This is a genomic window from Boudabousia marimammalium (genome assembly GCF_001936115.1).
Lineage (GTDB): Bacteria > Actinomycetota > Actinomycetes > Actinomycetales > Actinomycetaceae > Boudabousia > Boudabousia marimammalium.
In genome coordinates this window covers 193,985-209,847 of the sequence record NZ_MPDM01000001.1, presented here as the reverse complement: position 1 = coordinate 209,847, position 15,863 = coordinate 193,985, and the positions used below count along the sequence as shown (strand labels likewise).

Here is a 15,863-nt window from a genome sequence, read left to right as displayed (position 1 = left end):
ATGTCAGAGCCAACTAAATCGGCTCCCCGCCGGTACCGGATGACTGTGGATCATGTTGATCCTATGTCGGTGCTACGTTTGTCGTTCCTGCTGTCAGTGGCTTTCGGTATTGCCACGATTGTGGCGGTTGCACTGATGTGGGGCGTTTTGAATGGTATGCATGTTTTCTCCGGTATTGAAAACATTATCGGCCAGGTGGATGCCTCCGGAAAGATGGCTGCGGTAGCGGAATATTTGCAGTTCTCTAAGGTCGTGTCGATGGCTGCGATTATTTCAGTTATCAACGTGATTTTGATGACGGTGATTTCCACGATTTGTGCTTTGCTCTACAATGTTTTGGTGAAATTGGTGGGTGGCATTTCGGTTCATCTGATTGATGAATGATCGTTGGCAGGGTGGTTGCTGTAGCTCGTAATAGTGGACTGCATCACCACCCGCCCTTTCGTTTTGCCGCGCTTTGTTTCGTAGGTTAAACTATCGGAGTGCTTAACACGCAGCTTGCTTGCATGTTTGCGATTGTAAAGCGGGCCTATAGCTCAGTCGGTTAGAGCGCTTCCCTGATAAGGAAGAGGTCGCTGGTTCGAGTCCAGCTAGGCCCACAGCAGCAATGATGAGGAGGAAATCTGATGAAAAAGTTTTTCGTTAGTTTGTTCCTGTCCTTGTTTGCCACTGTGCTTGCGTTGGTGACTATTAACGTGGTTCGTGATCTTGGCTTACGCCGGGAAATCTGGCACGATGTCACTAGCTCAGCTAACTAAATAGGGGCCTTGGCGCAATTGGTAGCGCACCTGCTTTGCAAGCAGGGGGTTACGGGTTCGAGTCCCGTAGGCTCCACGGATTAAATCCCGTTATCGTTGAGATAGCGGGATTTTTCGTTTAAAAGTCAGCCATGAACCTTGGTGAACCAGAGTAGGATTACCACTGAGTTAGAGGGTTTAGGAGCGGTTTCTTAACACTCACAGGACGGAAGATGTTTGGCTGGCACTACAGGCAACTAGTAGCCCGTGTAGTGGCTTAATCGTTGATCGTGGTGCGCGACTGTGATCGTTATTGACAATTGTGCACGTTGCAAGGTGCACAATTGTCAATAAGGTGCACAATTGATGCTCGGGATAGTCGGGATAGTCGGTGAAGATTAAGCGGCGATGCGCTCTAAGTAGTCTTGCATTTCGCTTTCGGTGACTAGTTCAGTCAGGTGTGTTTCGGAGACTCGGTTTGGCTTAATGAATAGTCTGCCGTAATGACGTTTCAGGTCTGTGGTTTTGATTTCAGGTTGTTTCACGATTTCATCGCGGAAAACACCTAGCTCAGCTAGGGCCAGCATCCGCCAAGTCAGTGGTGGTACTGGGTTAGTCCAAGCAGCTAGGAGGTTAATCAGTTTCTCTTTTCCGACTCTACGGAGTACTTCAGCGATATAGAATTCCAGCCAGCAATCTTTAGAAACGCCGGCCACCGCGAAGTAGTCACCTGCATACTCGGGGGCTAAAGCGGCACCGTAACGGTCCGCAGTGTAGGTTTCAGTCCATTTCAGCAGATTCTGCAGGTAGGGTACGGACTGGGTGACGGTAGTAGCAATCTCATACCAGACCTTTTGATGATTCGCGCTCAAGTTTCCAATCTCGCGAGCAATAGCGAAACGTAGTGCTCCTAAATCACCGTTAGGGCGGGGAGAGTCCAGTAGATCAGAATGAACCATGATGACGGACTCGCCGCTGCCCTGCACAGAGTTCGAAAGCCCAGTCAAACCAGAAACCACTACAACTGTAGGAACTGTCTTCAAGCCGGCCTTCTTAGATAAATCCTGCACAATTTCCAGCACAGCGGGGAACTGATTGTGGTTGACCGTGGGTCCGCGAGACTTCGACTTCGCGGAATCCAACAGACGCAAAAAGCCTAAACCGAAAGGAAAAATCAGCACCAGCGAAATAAATCTATGGAACTCTGCGATAGTTGCACCATCGAAGACTTCCTCTAACTCAGGGACGAAAGCGAGTAAACCGGCAAACATTACCGCAAAGAAAACGGTAATGAACGTGACTATCAGGGACATAGTGAAGACAAGGCCATGCCAGCGATACCTTAGTAGTCTCCGAGCTTTCCTGTCCAAGGGGATAGTAAGGGTAGCTGATCTCATTATGTACCTTTCGTGCGGGCGCCCTCGTCTCACGTCAGGCTGAGGCGTATCAATGTGACACTGTCTTACCCTGATTCTAAAGCGTCTGCGCAGACAAATGTGTACCTTAGCAACAATTGTGTGCCTTGCAACGTGCACAATTGTTGCTAAGGTGCACGATGCTGTCGGCTGGCTGGGTGCGCTGGACCGGCGGGCGAGCTGGAGGGGGTGCGCTGAACCGTCGGCGCGCAGGAGGGGTATGCTGAACCGCTGGTGCGCAGGAGGGGCCGCGCTGAAGGTACTAGCTTGCGGAGCTTGACCCGTAATAGTTGCCCAGCACTTCAGCCTTCAGCTCCTCATAGGTGCCATCCTCAATGGACTGACGGATACGGTCCACCAGATGCACAGTGAAGTACTCATTGTGGATGGTCGCCAGGGTCTTCCCCAGCATCTCTTTCGCCTTAAACAAATGATGCAGGTAGGCGCGGGAGTAATGCTGGCAGGTGTAGCAGCCGCAGGTCTCATCCAAGGGCCGGAAATCACGCTTAAACTCTGCGCGGGTCAGGTTTTTCCGTCCGGTCGGCAAATACACCGCGGAAGTGCGGGCCACGCGGGAGGGGGAAACGCAGTCGAAGGTGTCCGCGCCCGCCTCAATGGCGCGGAAGAAATCATCAGGCTCACTAATGCCCAGCAGGTGACGAGGGCGATCTTCCGGCAGCTCTTCGCACACCCAGGCGCAAATCTTCCCCAGATTCTCTTTTTCCAAGGCGCCGCCCAAACCAAAGCCGTCGAAACGCCAGCCGTCCACTTCCATGGCCGCTAGGTCTCGGGCAGCCTTGCGCCGCAAATCCTCATACTGGGCTCCCTGGACTACCCCGAACAGCAGTTGCCGGGGTTTACCGGCCCGCTGTGCGGTCAGCTGACCGTGCGCCCGCAGGCAACGCTCCGCCCACAGGCGGGTCCGCTCTAGGGACTCCACCTGATACTCATAAGAGTTCAACAAAGTAGTGAGCTCATCGAAAGCGAAAATAATATCCGCCCCCAGCTCATGCTGGATCCGCATCGAAATTTCCGAGGTAAACCGGTGCATGGAACCATCCAGATGTGATTTGAACCAAACCCCGTCGTCATCGACTTGGGCGCGGCGAATCTTATCCTCTGCGACGTCCGTGTCCGCATTCGCCGTGCCCGCGAACTGTTGGCTCAGTACCTTTTTAAAGCCTGAACCCAGTGAGAGCACCTGGAAGCCACCCGAATCCGTGTAGGTTGGTCCCGGCCAGTTCATGAACTTACCCAGGCCGCCGGCCTCATCGACAATATCGGAGCCGGGCTGTAAGTACAGGTGGTAGGCGTTCGCCAGTACCGCCTGCGCGCCTAGCTCCGCTACCGTTTCCGGCAGCACTGTCTTCACGGTCGCTTTAGTGCCGACCGGAATGAAAGCGGGAGTTTGAATCTCACCGTGCGGCGTGTGGATCGTCCCGGTCCGGCCTAGGCCGTAACCGGACTCCAGTCGGGTACCTACGGTGAAGCAGGTTTCCTCCTGCGCATTCCCCGTCTGGGCTGGTGTCAAGGTCAAAGAATCATCAGTCATACTGTCCATTATGCCGCTTTCGCGCTAGTTCATTCAGGTAAAGGATAAGAGTTTGCTTGCCGAGGGGGTTAGTGGTCGCCACCCCCTCGTCCTCAAGAAAGCCGCAGGTTCGGGTCGGACTTGCCTACCCAGCCGGGCTCATGGCGCTTGAACCAGCCAATCACCAGGTAGGTGACGGGCAGCAAGATAACCTCGACAGCCACCTTGTAAACGTAGCCGGTGATTAGGTAGTTGAGGAAATCGGCGCCCGTGATGATGCCGTAGAAGGCGACGGTGCAAAAGATCAACGTGTCAGCGAACTCGCCCACCAGGGTGGAGCCAATCAGGCGGATCCACATATTGTTCTCACCGAAGCGCGCCCGCAGCTTGTCGAGGACGAGGGCGTTAAGTAGCTGACCGAACAGGTATCCCAACAGGGAGGCCAAAACAATCCGCGGCACGAAACCGAGGACAGCCTCATAGGCGGACTGGTTTTCGTAGCCTTCAGCGGGTGGGGCGATCTGGACGAGGAAGAACACGAGGGCGGCAATCACCGACATGGCGAAACCCAGGTAGATGGCACGCTTCGCGCGCTTGAGCCCGTAGATTTCGGTGAGGACGTCACCCAGAATATAGGTGAGGGGGAAGAGGATGGCGCCGCCATCAAAGATCAGGTGGCCGACGCCGACGTTAATATCAATCAGCTTGGTTGCGGTGATATTAGAAAGCAGGAGGAATCCAACGAAACCTACGACCACAATGTCGAAGTAGCGGGGGACGCGGTTACCAAGTTCGGCGGCGGTTCCTTGCGTGCGCACGGTCGCGGCGGGGATGGCGTGGCTGGAAGAATTTTCAGACATGGGTGTCCTTTCGCGGGTAGGGGCTGTTAGGTGATGCCCCTGCCACCGGCACCACAATCTGTGTGCGTAATACGCACTAAATATTCGCTTGTTTGGGGAACCTAGGGAACTAGGCTCTCACCAAGCATCTAGCCTACTACGCTGTGCGCAGGCCTGTGAATTGAACGAGTTTAGGATTCGCCACAATTCGGCGATAAATCAACCATATTAAGGTTATCCACAGGTGTGGACACAAAAACGGAGTTATCCACAGGCTTGTGCACAGTTGTGGATGAATTACATGCGTGTAACTTACCCACCTAAGTAGTTTTCCTTAGATCAAACGGCAGGGAGTAACCTTCGGTTCACTCCAGACCGGCCGGGTGCGCTCCAAGAAAGGTGAATACTCGATAAAGAACGAAGCATAACCAATCAGGAAGGTAATCCAACAAAATATATTAACGAAAGATTCAAGAGATATAATCCGGCTCCTAAAACCAATGTCAAAACGACTTGAAGAGTGGTTAAAACTGCCGGCTGATCAAAAACCGAGGTGCGAATTTCAGAATAGGGTAAACCGCTACTCACAGCTTTCCGGCGTTTAGCGACAGCGCGCAACCTCGGGGTCAAAAGCAAAACCACAACAGCGTAAACGACGCCCGCGAGGAGACCACCAAAATGTCCCTGCCAAGAAATTCCTGGTTGCACGAAACCCCACGCAAAGTTGATCACAACCAAAGTGACCATCGCCCGGATATCTTGCTGCAACTGTCGTTGCAGCACAATTAAGGCGCCAAAAAGGCCAAAAATTGCTCCCGAAGCCCCAGCGGTCAAAGCCAACTGAGTGCCCGGCAAAGTCTCCCAAAACAAAACGAAAGTGGAACCACCCAAAATGCTGAACAGATACAGAGCTAAGAATCGCATCTTGCCGACAGCGATCTCTAAAGGCGGACCAACCAGATACAAGACCCACATATTCAACAACAGGTGAGCCGGACCGAAATGAATGAAAGCAGAGGCACAAAGCGCCAAGGCTGTGAATAACTCAAAAAACTGACAAAAGCCAGCTGCTGATCCACCACATCGGTGACCACGCTAATGACGCCGAAGAACACGCAAATCGCGATTAAAACAGCAACTACTGGGGTGGGCATCCAAGATTTTGCTTTTGGATGCCCACGCCCAGCAGTTGAAAAGCTGTTATTAAATGACGGAACAGAATCGTCAGAGTTTGAAGAACCAAAGAACTTCATCAGCAGATACTGACTAGTCGGTAACCGTAATGTTGTTGATGACGACGTCTTCAAGGGGCTTATCGCGGCCGTCAACGCGAACCTTCGCAATCTCATCAACGACGCGGCGGGAAGCCTCATCCTCGACCTTGCCAAAAATGGTGTGACGACGGTTCAGGTGCGGGGTTGGAGCCACCGTAATGAAGAACTGGGAGCCGTTCGTGGCCGGGCCGGCATTAGCCATAGCCAACAGGTAGGGTTCAGAGAAAGTGAGCTCCGGATGGAACTCATCACCGAAACGATAGCCCGGGCCGCCCATGCCGGTGCCGGTCGGGTCGCCGCCTTGAATCATGAAACCGTCAATGATGCGGTGGAAGATAACTCCGTCGTAAAGCGGAGCGGTGCTCTTCTCTCCCGTCATGGGGTGGGTCCATTCGCGCTCACCCTTTGCCAACTCGGTAAAGTTTTTCACTGTCACCGGAGCATGATTAGGGTAAAGTTCAATAACAATATCGCCGTGATTAGTATGTAGTGTTGCTTTCATATCCTCATACTGGCATAACTTGCCGGGTTTTTCTTCTTCGGAAGCGAAAAGTTCTGCACAGTGGCCCAATTCACGGCACAATAGTAAAGGTAAACCTGTCTAACTTGGCGGGTAAGACAAAGGAGTTCACTATGTTGTTCTGTTCATCTCGCCGCAAGGCTGTCCGTGAGGCAACCACTACGGTCGCTGATCAAGCCGCCAAGACCACGAAAGCCGCCAAAGATGCTGTGGCTTCGATTGACTTGGTTGAACTAGGCGAACGCGCTCAGGAACTGGCAGAAAAAACCATGGACTGGGCCGCCCCCAAGGCGCAGCAGGCATGGAGCGAAACCGTTAAGGTAGCTGCCCCCAAGATTGAGGCCGCTTCCGAGGCAGTTCGTCCGCATGTCGATGCCGCCCACGAAAAGCTGGTTGACGACTACCTGCCGCGCGTACAGCGCGCCATGCGCGATGCCGCTGATGCCGCACAGGTGGAAGGCTCCCTCAAGGAGAAAGCCGGCGCTGTTGCTGAAGCTACCTCCACTGCGCTAACCAAGCCGGTGAAGAAGGGCCACCCTGTCCTCAAGGGCTTTGGCTTCTCACTGCTGGCAGTAGTAGTGGGCGCCGCCGGATATGTGCTGTGGCGTCGTAGTCAGCCGATTGAAGATCCCTGGGCTGAAGAGTACTGGGCCGACCTGGAAGCTAAAACCACTAAGGTTGACTTCGCTACCGAAGCCGCCGAAGCTGAAGAAGCAGTCGAAGAAGCAGTTGCCAATATGGAACTGAAGGATCCGAAAGAATCCGAGTAACCACTTGGATTCCTGCGCACAAGTGAAGGTTAGCTTCACATAGATAATCTGTGAAATCTAAAATCCCCGATTCGTTAACCAATCAGGTAGCGAATCGGGGATTTTAAGAAGCTAAACAGCGGCTCAGCGCCAGCGCATCACCATCAGGAAGCCGGCAAAAATAAAGCCCAAACCGATTCCCATATTCCAGTGGCCGATTCCCGGAATCGGGTACTGAGCGGACCACATGTAGTAGATAGCTAGCCAAATCAAACCAATGATAGCCAGGGTGCAGAACACCGGCGCCCACCACGACGGCGAAGGCTTAATGCCCTCAGTCCAGTCGGGTTTGATTTCAGTTTTCTTCTCCGCGATTTGAGATACGGACTTACCGTTCTTCTTGCGCTTACGCGACTCGGGCATGATGCCTCCTTCAATGAATGTCACCGGATTCGGTTTCGCATGCGGAAGATAGCCCGAACGTGACACACTAATGTTGTATCGATACTAAAGCAGTTTAGCAAGATTGAGAGGGGGGACGCCATGGAAAGCGCCAGAAAGCGACAAAAGTTTCGTCCCGTGCAGCTAATCACCATGCTGGTCATGGTGGTAGCGGGCGTGCTTTTGAGTGTTTCCGCTCTCAATCCGGGCTCAGAGCCGAGGACGAGGGCGGGTGACCTTCAAGCCTCAGTGCTGGATCAAGTGCAGTCGGTGAAGAAAGCTGAAAAGCATAACGCTAAACTCCGCAAAGAAGTAGACTCCCTGATTCAAAACCAAGAAAATTCAAAAACTCAAGTGACTGTGAATGAGACCTTGCTCAGCGCCTCCAAGCCGGTGCGCGGTCCCGGTGTGGTTGTGCAGCTCACTGACGCGCCCGTGGCCGAGGATGCCTCCAACCCGGACATTTATGTGGTGCACCAGCAGGACGTGGAAGCAGTAATGAACGCGCTGTGGAGTGGCAGAGCGGAAGCCATGACTGTTCAAGGAGCCAGAGTGACCTTAAACAGTAAGATTCGTTGCGTCGGCAACGTCATCTACGTGGATGGTGAAGTTTTCTCACCCCCCTACGAGATTGCCGCAATCGGTGATCCGAAATCCCTGCAGGAAGCATTAAAGCAGGATGACACTTTGGAAATCTACCAACAGTATGTGAAGCGTTACGGTTTAGGCTATCTGGAGGAAGTCAGTGATACACTGAATTTCCCGGCTGGTACTAAACAGCCCACCTACATGGTTGCTAGCACACTGGAGAATTCATGACGGACTTGGAGAATAATCCTCCGGAACCGACTCTTCGGATTCCTTCGCGCGTTCGCGCCAGAAAGGTTGAAACCGAAGGAAATGAAATCCGGGAACAGTTTAGGAGCGAGCTACTAGGTTCATCTCAAACCGATGCCACACCCACTTTTCACCCACACAGCATTCCCGTTGCGGGTGCCTCATACTTGGCGCCGCAGACGCCCTCGGCCCCGCGCGAACCAATGCCCACCCCCGCGGCCAGTGGCCCTGCGCCAGGTAGCGCGGTGGAAGCCGGCGTCACGCAGTCAGCTATCTCCCCCGTCCCCGCGACGGTAAGCACGGCAACAGAGCCTGATCCTGGCCCCTTCCCGGGCAGCCTCCAACCAATCTTTGAAGACGAAGTCGGAGCATTTGAAACAGTGGCAGCTACCACCAGCAAACAGCCGCGTACCGCGAAGCAATGGTTTCGTTGGGGCTTCTTCAACCTAATTGGCGCAATCGGAGAAATCTTCATTCTGGCGGCCTATGTGGTCGGCATGTTCCTGGTTTGGCAGGTCTACTGGACAACCTTCGAGGTGGAAGGTGTTCGTCAAGAACAAGTATCCACGTGGCATGAACAGCTTCCAGAAGCCCCGCAAACAGTCTCCAACGACCTGCGTTATGATGCTCCACCCCCGATTGGACCGGTCAACCATGGTGACGTTTTCGCCACCATGTACGTGCCGAGATGGAATATGTTAGCCATCCCGATTGCCCAGGGAGAAGACCAGTACATCCTCGATCAGGCTTTTGCCGGTCATTATGTGAACAGTATTAAAACCGCGATGCCTGGGGAGCTCGGAAACTTCTCTGTGGCCGCGCACCGACGCTCCTACGGTAACTCCTTCAGGGAGATCGACACCTTACAACCCGGCGACCCGATTGTCGTGGAAACCAAGGACGCATATTTGATCTTCCACGTGTACCAGCATCAACTGGTGCTACCTGAACAAGTCGAAGTGATTCATCCGGTTCCTGGACAACCGATGGGTACAGAACCAACCGAACGCCTGATGACACTAACTACCTGTGCTACTGCGACCGGTGGCCAGTTCGGTAACTCTCACCGCTATATTCAGCATCTGAAACTTGATCACTGGGTGCCGCGCTCTAGCGGCATTCCAGTTGAACTAACCCAGTCAGGAGGCAACTAATGTACGCCTGGTTCTACCGTCACGTCCTCTTTGGACCGAACTGGCTCAGAATCATTGAGAGCCTGTTCTTGCTGTACCTGCTGACCATCGTGTTGTTCCTATGGGTTTATCCATGGGCATTCACCACCTTCGGATTGAACGATAACAATATCGGTTAAGGCTAAACTAAGCATCAAACTAGGAGACGCCCTCGGCACCAATCACAGGTACCGAGGGCGTTCTCCTTCGGCTTCTTAGCTCCTCCCCAAGCTACGGAAAGGAACCGATGCTTAAACTCAGTTCTCCGGGCTGGAGCTACCCTCCGAAGGTGGCTTCGGGGCCACCGGCGGGGCTACCGCATACTTCACGTTCACGGCGGAATGAATCTCCACGGAACCAATCGGGCTGACCGTCAGGACCGTGTCAGGGGCTTTAGAATTGGTTTCCATCGCGGTAGTGGACACGGACAGGCCCAAGCCTTCCAGAACCTGAGTTACCTCGGTAACTGATTTGCCAGCCAAGTTCGAAGGAATCTTCACATAACCGGAGGCAACTTTGAGCTTCACGGTTCCACCTGCAGCCAGCTCAGAGCCAGCAGCCGGTTCAGTGGATATGACGTGTCCCTTCTCCATATTCGGGTCATCCATGGTTTCCAGGGTGACAATATATCCGGCATCCTTCAGTTGTTGCTGCGCCTGGTCAAGATTCTGGCCAGCCAGCTCCGGTAGCGGCTTAGCTTCCGGGCCTTTAGATAAAGTGACATAAACGGTAGCGTCCGGGCTCACTGGGGTTCCAGCAGCCGGATCAGTGGAGACCACAGAATCAGCTGGGACATCATCGGAGAAGACCCGCTCATCCTGTAGGCGCATCACTAGGCCGGCCTTTTCTAGGGCCTCGCGGGCCTGATTCTGGGTCATATTAGTGACATCCGGGACTGTTGTGCTCTGTTCCGCAGTGGGTTCCACCGTTGCGGGAGCGGAGCCACCTGACTGAGACCACCACAGTAGTGCAGCGGAACCAAGCACAATCACTGCAACAATAATCGCAATAATCCATGCCCAACGGTTCCCACTTTTTTGCTTCTCTGACTCATTTACCATCGGTAAAGCACCGGTGGAGTGACCTAGCTGCGCGGGCACGCCTCCCGTAATCGGGGAGGTTGCCTGCGGCGGCAAAGGTGGCATTGAAGTCGTCTGCTGGATTGGATCAATCCGGCGGGTGGAAAGGAAAGCAGAATCCGGGACTGTGGCGACTTCGCCGCCCGCAGCGGCACGCATCAAATCAGCGCGCATATCAGATGCTGAAGCGTAACGGTCTTCTTTCCGCTTCGCTAAAGCTCGTAAAACCACCTGATCTAGAGCGTACGGCACGTCCGGAGTGACTGCGGAGGGACGACGTGGAGGCTCAGACACATGCTGGTAGGCTACTGCGACTGCAGAATCACCCTTGAAGGGAGGCTGCCCGGTTAAAAGCTCAAAGAGGACACAACCTGTGGAGTACAGGTCGGAGCGGGCATCAACCAGCTCCCCTTGCGCCTGCTCCGGAGACAGATACTGGGCGGTACCTACCACCGCGTCAGTTTGCGTCATGGTGGCCTGAGAGTCCTCCAAGACGCGGGCAATACCGAAGTCCATCACCTTAATCTTGTTGGTTTTGGTGACCATAATATTGCCGGGCTTAATATCGCGGTGGACTAAGCCCTCGTGGTGGGAATACTCCAAAGCGGAAAGCACGCCCGCGACAATTTCAACGGCTTCATCAATGGGCAGAGGGGTGCCTTCTTGAAGGAGATCACGCACAGTGTGGCCTTCCACGTACTCCATCACAATGTAGGGAACATTGACTTTGCTGCCATCTGGGGCAACCAGAAGCTCTTCCCCAGTGTCATAAACTGCGACAATCGCGGGATGGTTCAAAGAAGCAGCTGCGTGAGCTTCCCGGCGGAACCGTTCTTGGAATACCGAATCGCGGGCCAGATCGGTGCGGAGCATCTTGACTGCGACAATACGAGACAGCCTCGTATCGTAGCCTAGGCGAACTTCCGCCATGCCCCCTCGGCCAATCAGGCCTCGTAACTCGTAGCGTCCCGCTAGACGCTGAGCGCGTGATTCAACCATAAGGTTCCCTCCATCTCCTGAATGTATGAGCCGGAGTAGCTCAAAGTGTGCAAACCAAACTGCATCAGTACTGCGATTATTATGAGGACCAGAACAATCACAGCTAGTAGCCATAGTGGGCTATTTTGTGTGAGATTACCATTTTTTAGGGTAAAACTGGTCGTAACGTGGTCAGATTTGCGCTCCTTAGCGGGCGCATCCGCAAAATTGTGGGCCCCTGCGGAATCCTCTGGAAGATCAGTGTTTTCTTCACTGACAAGGCTATCCCAGGACTGCTCGAAGTGATGCCATTCGCTGCTTTGGACTGGATCCAAGACCGTACTCTGGGCTGGGGCGGGTTTCGTAGCAACGGTTTTTCGTACCACTCGTCTGGCGGCGGGCTCAGCCGATTTAGCTCCCGACGCTGACTGCTGCGACGCTGCCTGCACTGTTTCGGAGGCAGGACGAGGGGGCTGCGCCGAGGACGCATTCGCCGCCGGGGGCGTAACCTTCGGGGTGGCCAGTTGCTCCGCATCGGGCGGGCCTAACGGTACCGGTTGCAAAGACACTTCAAGCTGCTGAGCCACATAGGCGACCTGCCGGGCGAAAGCGATGGCATCCTTCGGACGGTTCGCAGGGTTCTTCTGCAGCAAAGACATCACCAGGGTGCGCATCAGCGCCGGAATAGTCTCCGGTAGTGGCGGAACCTTCTGATTCACATGTGCGATAGCAATATCAACCTGGGTTTCACCAGTGAAAGGACGGTGCCCAACCAGTGCCTCATAGGCGATAATGCCGACACTGTAGAGGTCTCCCAGCGGGGTAGCGACCTCACCCTTGGCTTGTTCGGGCGGCAAATACTGGGCGGTCCCCATCACCATGCCGACCTCAGTCAAATCAGCTTGCTGGGCGGCCCGCGAAATCCCAAAATCAGTCAGCTTCAAATGCCCGGCTGTGTCAATCAGGAAATTACCGGGTTTAATATCGCGGTGGACTACGCCCGCCGCATGCACGGCAGTCAGAGCTAAAGCCACCTGGTAAAGCAAAGGAAGAAGCTGCTCCACCGTCAGGGTGTGACCGTTCGCCACATAGTCAACCAGCGGGTAGCCTTCAACTAGTTCCATGACTAGCCATCCCACCTGATTATCTTCACCGTGGTCAAGGACTGCAGCCAGATTCGGATGTTTCATCCGCTGCGCATTCTGCGCTTCAATCGCCAGCCGCTGCAAGAAATGCTTATCACCAGCCAGATCATCACGGAGTACCTTAATGGCAACCTCACGGTCACGGAGCCGGTCATGTGCTTTCCACACTTCCCCCATGCCGCCGACCGCAATATGGTCAGTCAGTTCATAGCGGCCGCCGTAGACCGCGCCTTTATGAATCATCTCAGCCCCGCTTTCAAAACCTCAGCGGCAATCGGGGCAGCGACCTGTCCACCATGGAAGGCTTTCCCGTCCTCAGATTCAACAATCACAGCGACCGCGTATCGGGGATCGCCGGCAGGCGCGAAACCAGTGAACCAGGCGTGCGCACCCCCTCGGCCAGTCTCAGCGGTGCCGGTCTTGCCGGCCACCTGAATGCCTTTGATCGCGGCCCGCTTACCGGTGCCGCTATTGACTACTTCAACCATCATGTTGGTGAGCTGCTGCGCGACCTGCGGGCTGATTGCCTGCTTCCACACGCGCGGAGCGGTCTTCGCCCGCACCACCAAGTCACGGTCAGCGGTGGATTCAATCAGGTACGGGTACATCATCTTGCCCTGGTTGGCGACCGCCGCGGAAATCAAAGCGACCTGCATCGGAGTGACTTGCACCTCGAACTGGCCGATGCCGCTTTGCGCTAACTGCGGGGCTGATTTCGTATCGGGGAAGATCGAGGGGGTGACAGCCAACGGCGTCGCCAGATCCTCACCGAAACCAAAGTCAGCGGCCTGCTTCTGCATGGCTGCCTGACCTAAATCCATGGACATTTGCGCAAACACTGTATTGCAAGAGCGGGCGAACGCCTCCTTGAAGGGAACCGTGCCGCTACCGCAGGCCGCCCCACCATCATTCTTAATAGTGGCAGTTGAACCCGGTAACTGCAGTTCCCGCGGAGCGTCAATCACTGTTTCCGGGGACAAATCATTAGCCTGAAGAGCCGCTGCCGCGGTGACAATCTTGAACACCGAGCCAGGCGGATAACGATTACCAGAAATTGCCCGGTTGACCAGTGGAGCGCGCGGGTCATCCTGCAGGGTTTCCAGATTTGTTTGAGCCGTCTTACCATCTTCCATGGTGAGCAGATTAGGATCGAAAGAAGGCGTGGAAACCAGTGCCTTAATCGCACCGGTCTTCACATCCAAAGCTACGACGGCGCCGCGCCGATCCCCCAACGCCGCAAAAGCAGCTTTTTGCATTTGCGGATTCAAGGTCAACTGGATGGCGCCGCCCTGCGGGTCCTTACCCGTGAACATGGCTTTAATCCGCTGCGCAAAAAAAGTATTAGAAGAACCATCCAACTCCGAAGCGGCAACCCGCTCCAAACCAGTGGAAACATGGATTCTTTCTGCCGAATAGCCGGTCACCGCAGCGTAGAGCGGCCCCTCCGGGTAGACACGATGATACCGATCACCCGCCTGATTCTTTTCAGAAAGGGCAATCTCTGTGCCGTCCACAATAATGGGGCCACGATCTTGCCCCCACGACTGGTAAGTGTCACGGCGGTTACGGGCATCATTGGAAAGCTCCGGGGCCCGCCAGAACTGCACGTAAGTGGCCATCACTAGGAGTGAGACAATCATGATGGCCATCGCTACAGTAAGTTTACGAATCTGCGGATTCATGACATCACCTCCGCTGCCACATCAGAATCAGTGTTTGCATCTTCCTCGGCGCCTTCGGCCTGTCGTTTCTTCCACCAATTGGACAGTTTTTGTACCGACCTAGTGGAGGTCAGCGGATCTTCAGCCGGACGACGAGCCGCATCGGACAGGCGCAGCAGCAAGGCAACAATAATCCAACTGGAAACCAAGGAAGAGCCGCCCGCCGCCAAGAACGGCGCAGTCAGACCGGTCAGCGGAATAATGCGCAGGATACCGCCGCCCACCACGAACAGTTGGAAAGCGATGGAGAAAGTCAGGCCAGTCGCCAATAGTTTGCCGAAACCATCGCGGACGCTGACGGCAGCACGCATGCCGCGCTCCAGCAAAATCAGGTACAGCATGAAGATTGCCAGCAGACCCGTCAAGCCCAGTTCTTCACCGAAACTGGCCAGAATCATATCGGAATGCGCGGCGTAAACCTCCGTCGGATAGCCGCGGCCCCAGCCGTAACCGAACATGCCGCCTGAAGCCATCCCGAACTGGGCTTGCGCCAGCTGCCAGGAGCCACGCGGAGCGGAATAAACGTCCGGGTCGAAAGTGTGGAGCCAGACGGTGATGCGAGCGCCCACATGCGAAATGTATTGCACCGCGACAGCCGCCGCGCCAAAGAACATGGTCAGGCCCAGCACAATCCAGGAAACCCGGTCGGTCGCCACATACAGCATGGCAACGAACAGGCCAAAGAGCAGCAAGCTGGTGCCGAGGTCGCGCTGCAGTACCAGCACCACAATAGACATGGCCCAAACGATGACGAGGGGGCCGAGGTCTTGCAGCCTGGGCAAGCGAATCCCTAAGAATTTTTTCCCGCCCAAAGTCAGGCGGTCACGGTAAGCCACCAGGTAGCCGGCGAAAGCAATCGCCAAAGTCACTTTGGCGAGCTCAGCAGGCTGGCCGCTAATAGGGCCGATCTTCACCCAAATGGTGGCGCCATTGATGCTGCGTCCAATGAAGGGAATCAGCGGGCTTACCAACAGAATCAGAGACAGAATCATCCACAGCAAAGGCGTGGTGCGAAGCCGGCGATGCGAAGTCAGCAGAATCAGAATCAGGGCGGCCACACCAATCCCTAAAAAGGTCCAGGTCAGCTGCCTGGTACCAGTCACATAGAGGGTTTTTCCTGCCTCAATATATGACTGATCAAGCCGGTAAATCATGGCTAAACCCAGGCCATTCAAAGCTACTGCGACCGGCATAATCACCGGGTCAGCGTAGGGGGCGTAGATTTTGACCAGCACTGAGGCGACCACAGCTAGTCCCAAGAAAGCCGCAATATGGGTGGTGAAACCTTGCGGGAGGGTGCCGGTCCGTGAATAAGCGGTGGCTGCATATCCGCCCACGCCAATGAGGACTGCCATGAACATGAGGAATAGTTCAGGCAGGCGCCCCGGTCGGGCAGGCCGAACAGAAATAGTTGCCATCAGCCCA

At 54.8% G+C, this 15,863-nt stretch carries 17 protein-coding genes and 2 tRNA genes; 8 read left to right on the top strand and 11 right to left on the bottom strand.

The features are described from left to right. The 4 genes from BM477_RS00915 to BM477_RS00905 all read left to right on the top strand — a co-directional run bounded on the left by BM477_RS00915 (window position 1) and on the right by BM477_RS00905 (window position 834). Entirely contained in the window at window positions 1-384 is a 384-nt protein-coding gene (locus tag BM477_RS00915) for a DUF3566 domain-containing protein (protein WP_075360794.1), read from the top strand. Window positions 385-525: 141 nt separating this feature from the next. Beyond that, window positions 526-599: transfer RNA gene (locus BM477_RS00910), tRNA-Ile, on the top strand. A gap of 27 nt (window positions 600-626) precedes the next feature. After that, window positions 627-758 carry a hypothetical protein gene (locus tag BM477_RS08560; protein ID WP_281247071.1) on the top strand — a complete coding sequence of 44 codons (132 nt, stop codon included), beginning with the start codon at window positions 627-629 and terminating at the stop codon, window positions 756-758. Between the two features lie 3 nt (window positions 759-761). Further along, window positions 762-834, top strand: a tRNA-Ala gene (locus tag BM477_RS00905). Between the two features lie 301 nt (window positions 835-1,135). Here BM477_RS00905 and BM477_RS00900 read toward each other — a convergent pair. From BM477_RS00900 to BM477_RS00880, 6 genes are all read right to left on the bottom strand, one after another. After that, window positions 1,136-2,134, bottom strand: a complete 999-nt coding sequence (locus BM477_RS00900) for a M48 family metalloprotease (RefSeq protein ID WP_143230154.1) — start codon at window positions 2,132-2,134, stop codon at window positions 1,136-1,138. 280 nt (window positions 2,135-2,414) lie between these two features. Then, the gene (tgt, locus tag BM477_RS00895) at window positions 2,415-3,704 is read right to left on the bottom strand and encodes a tRNA guanosine(34) transglycosylase Tgt (protein ID WP_075360792.1); all 1,290 of its coding nucleotides are present in this window, start codon (window positions 3,702-3,704) and stop codon (window positions 2,415-2,417) included. A 92-nt stretch (window positions 3,705-3,796) separates the two neighbouring features. Then, complete coding sequence (locus BM477_RS00890; protein WP_084543609.1) at window positions 3,797-4,543, bottom strand: queuosine precursor transporter; 747 nt, start codon at window positions 4,541-4,543, stop codon at window positions 3,797-3,799. Between the two features lie 411 nt (window positions 4,544-4,954). Continuing rightward, on the bottom strand, window positions 4,955-5,497 hold the full coding sequence (locus tag BM477_RS00885) for a rhomboid family intramembrane serine protease (RefSeq protein WP_245792781.1): 543 nt from the start codon (window positions 5,495-5,497) through the stop codon (window positions 4,955-4,957). A 2-nt stretch (window positions 5,498-5,499) separates the two neighbouring features. Beyond that, entirely contained in the window at window positions 5,500-5,775 is a 276-nt protein-coding gene (locus BM477_RS08245; RefSeq protein WP_143230153.1) for a hypothetical protein, read from the bottom strand. Window positions 5,776-5,788: 13 nt separating this feature from the next. Further along, window positions 5,789-6,298 (bottom strand): peptidylprolyl isomerase, encoded by a 510-nt coding sequence (locus tag BM477_RS00880; protein ID WP_075360914.1) that lies wholly within the window; start codon window positions 6,296-6,298, stop codon window positions 5,789-5,791. A 131-nt stretch (window positions 6,299-6,429) separates the two neighbouring features. Here BM477_RS00880 and BM477_RS00875 point away from each other — a divergent pair, with 131 nt between their 5' ends. Next, complete coding sequence (locus BM477_RS00875; RefSeq protein WP_075360790.1) at window positions 6,430-7,086, top strand: hypothetical protein; 657 nt, start codon at window positions 6,430-6,432, stop codon at window positions 7,084-7,086. A gap of 123 nt (window positions 7,087-7,209) precedes the next feature. Here BM477_RS00875 and BM477_RS00870 read toward each other — a convergent pair whose 3' ends face one another. Next, window positions 7,210-7,488 (bottom strand): cell division protein CrgA, encoded by a 279-nt coding sequence (locus BM477_RS00870; protein WP_075360789.1) that lies wholly within the window; start codon window positions 7,486-7,488, stop codon window positions 7,210-7,212. A gap of 120 nt (window positions 7,489-7,608) precedes the next feature. On the opposite strand from BM477_RS00870, the gene BM477_RS00865 reads away from it, so the two are divergent. Genes BM477_RS00865 through BM477_RS08390 form a run of 3 tightly spaced genes read left to right on the top strand, consistent with a single transcriptional unit; the run spans window position 7,609 to window position 9,655 of the window. Beyond that, window positions 7,609-8,325: a DUF881 domain-containing protein gene (locus BM477_RS00865; RefSeq protein WP_075360788.1), complete on the top strand. Its 717-nt coding sequence runs from the start codon at window positions 7,609-7,611 to the stop codon at window positions 8,323-8,325. Continuing rightward, window positions 8,322-9,497 carry a class E sortase gene (locus BM477_RS00860; RefSeq protein ID WP_143230152.1) on the top strand — a complete coding sequence of 392 codons (1,176 nt, stop codon included), beginning with the start codon at window positions 8,322-8,324 and terminating at the stop codon, window positions 9,495-9,497. The genes BM477_RS00865 and BM477_RS00860 overlap by 4 nt, the downstream gene beginning before the upstream one ends. Next, window positions 9,497-9,655 (top strand): hypothetical protein, encoded by a 159-nt coding sequence (locus BM477_RS08390; protein ID WP_169823235.1) that lies wholly within the window; start codon window positions 9,497-9,499, stop codon window positions 9,653-9,655. The genes BM477_RS00860 and BM477_RS08390 overlap by 1 nt, the downstream gene beginning before the upstream one ends. A 117-nt stretch (window positions 9,656-9,772) precedes the next feature. Here the strand turns inward: BM477_RS08390 and pknB are convergent, their stop codons facing one another. Genes pknB through BM477_RS00840 form a run of 4 tightly spaced genes read right to left on the bottom strand, consistent with a single transcriptional unit; the run spans window position 9,773 to window position 15,856 of the window. Continuing rightward, on the bottom strand, window positions 9,773-11,593 hold the full coding sequence (gene pknB, locus BM477_RS00855) for a Stk1 family PASTA domain-containing Ser/Thr kinase (protein WP_075360787.1): 1,821 nt from the start codon (window positions 11,591-11,593) through the stop codon (window positions 9,773-9,775). Further along, window positions 11,566-12,960 carry a serine/threonine-protein kinase gene (locus BM477_RS00850; protein WP_075360786.1) on the bottom strand — a complete coding sequence of 465 codons (1,395 nt, stop codon included), beginning with the start codon at window positions 12,958-12,960 and terminating at the stop codon, window positions 11,566-11,568. The genes pknB and BM477_RS00850 overlap by 28 nt, the downstream gene beginning before the upstream one ends. Further along, the gene (locus BM477_RS00845; protein ID WP_075360785.1) at window positions 12,957-14,399 is read right to left on the bottom strand and encodes a peptidoglycan D,D-transpeptidase FtsI family protein; all 1,443 of its coding nucleotides are present in this window, start codon (window positions 14,397-14,399) and stop codon (window positions 12,957-12,959) included. The genes BM477_RS00850 and BM477_RS00845 overlap by 4 nt, the downstream gene beginning before the upstream one ends. Beyond that, window positions 14,396-15,856, bottom strand: a complete 1,461-nt coding sequence (locus tag BM477_RS00840) for an FtsW/RodA/SpoVE family cell cycle protein (RefSeq protein WP_075360784.1) — start codon at window positions 15,854-15,856, stop codon at window positions 14,396-14,398. Before BM477_RS00840 ends, BM477_RS00845 begins: the two co-directional genes overlap by 4 nt. Window positions 15,857-15,863: the final 7 nt, after the last annotated feature.

What these genes read in the sequence shown, in the direction of transcription:
- BM477_RS00880 (WP_075360914.1), bottom strand. Translation starts at nt 6,298, where the DNA reads ATGAAAGCAACACTACATACTAATCACGGCGATATTGTTATTGAACTT.
- BM477_RS00850 (WP_075360786.1), bottom strand. Translation starts at nt 12,960, where the DNA reads ATGATTCATAAAGGCGCGGTCTACGGCGGCCGCTATGAACTGACTGAC.
- BM477_RS00845 (WP_075360785.1), bottom strand. Translation starts at nt 14,399, where the DNA reads ATGAATCCGCAGATTCGTAAACTTACTGTAGCGATGGCCATCATGATT.
- BM477_RS00890 (WP_084543609.1), bottom strand. Translation starts at nt 4,543, where the DNA reads ATGTCTGAAAATTCTTCCAGCCACGCCATCCCCGCCGCGACCGTGCGC.
- BM477_RS00885 (WP_245792781.1), bottom strand. Translation starts at nt 5,497, where the DNA reads ATGTGGGTCTTGTATCTGGTTGGTCCGCCTTTAGAGATCGCTGTCGGC.
- BM477_RS08390 (WP_169823235.1), top strand. Translation starts at nt 9,497, where the DNA reads ATGTACGCCTGGTTCTACCGTCACGTCCTCTTTGGACCGAACTGGCTC.
- tgt (WP_075360792.1), bottom strand. Translation starts at nt 3,704, where the DNA reads ATGACTGATGATTCTTTGACCTTGACACCAGCCCAGACGGGGAATGCG.
- pknB (WP_075360787.1), bottom strand. Translation starts at nt 11,593, where the DNA reads ATGGTTGAATCACGCGCTCAGCGTCTAGCGGGACGCTACGAGTTACGA.
- BM477_RS00840 (WP_075360784.1), bottom strand. Translation starts at nt 15,856, where the DNA reads ATGGCAACTATTTCTGTTCGGCCTGCCCGACCGGGGCGCCTGCCTGAA.
- BM477_RS00865 (WP_075360788.1), top strand. Translation starts at nt 7,609, where the DNA reads ATGGAAAGCGCCAGAAAGCGACAAAAGTTTCGTCCCGTGCAGCTAATC.
- BM477_RS00875 (WP_075360790.1), top strand. Translation starts at nt 6,430, where the DNA reads ATGTTGTTCTGTTCATCTCGCCGCAAGGCTGTCCGTGAGGCAACCACT.
- BM477_RS00870 (WP_075360789.1), bottom strand. Translation starts at nt 7,488, where the DNA reads ATGCCCGAGTCGCGTAAGCGCAAGAAGAACGGTAAGTCCGTATCTCAA.
- BM477_RS08245 (WP_143230153.1), bottom strand. Translation starts at nt 5,775, where the DNA reads ATGAAGTTCTTTGGTTCTTCAAACTCTGACGATTCTGTTCCGTCATTT.
- BM477_RS00860 (WP_143230152.1), top strand. Translation starts at nt 8,322, where the DNA reads ATGACGGACTTGGAGAATAATCCTCCGGAACCGACTCTTCGGATTCCT.
- BM477_RS00900 (WP_143230154.1), bottom strand. Translation starts at nt 2,134, where the DNA reads ATGAGATCAGCTACCCTTACTATCCCCTTGGACAGGAAAGCTCGGAGA.
- BM477_RS08560 (WP_281247071.1), top strand. Translation starts at nt 627, where the DNA reads ATGAAAAAGTTTTTCGTTAGTTTGTTCCTGTCCTTGTTTGCCACTGTG.
- BM477_RS00915 (WP_075360794.1), top strand. Translation starts at nt 1, where the DNA reads ATGTCAGAGCCAACTAAATCGGCTCCCCGCCGGTACCGGATGACTGTG.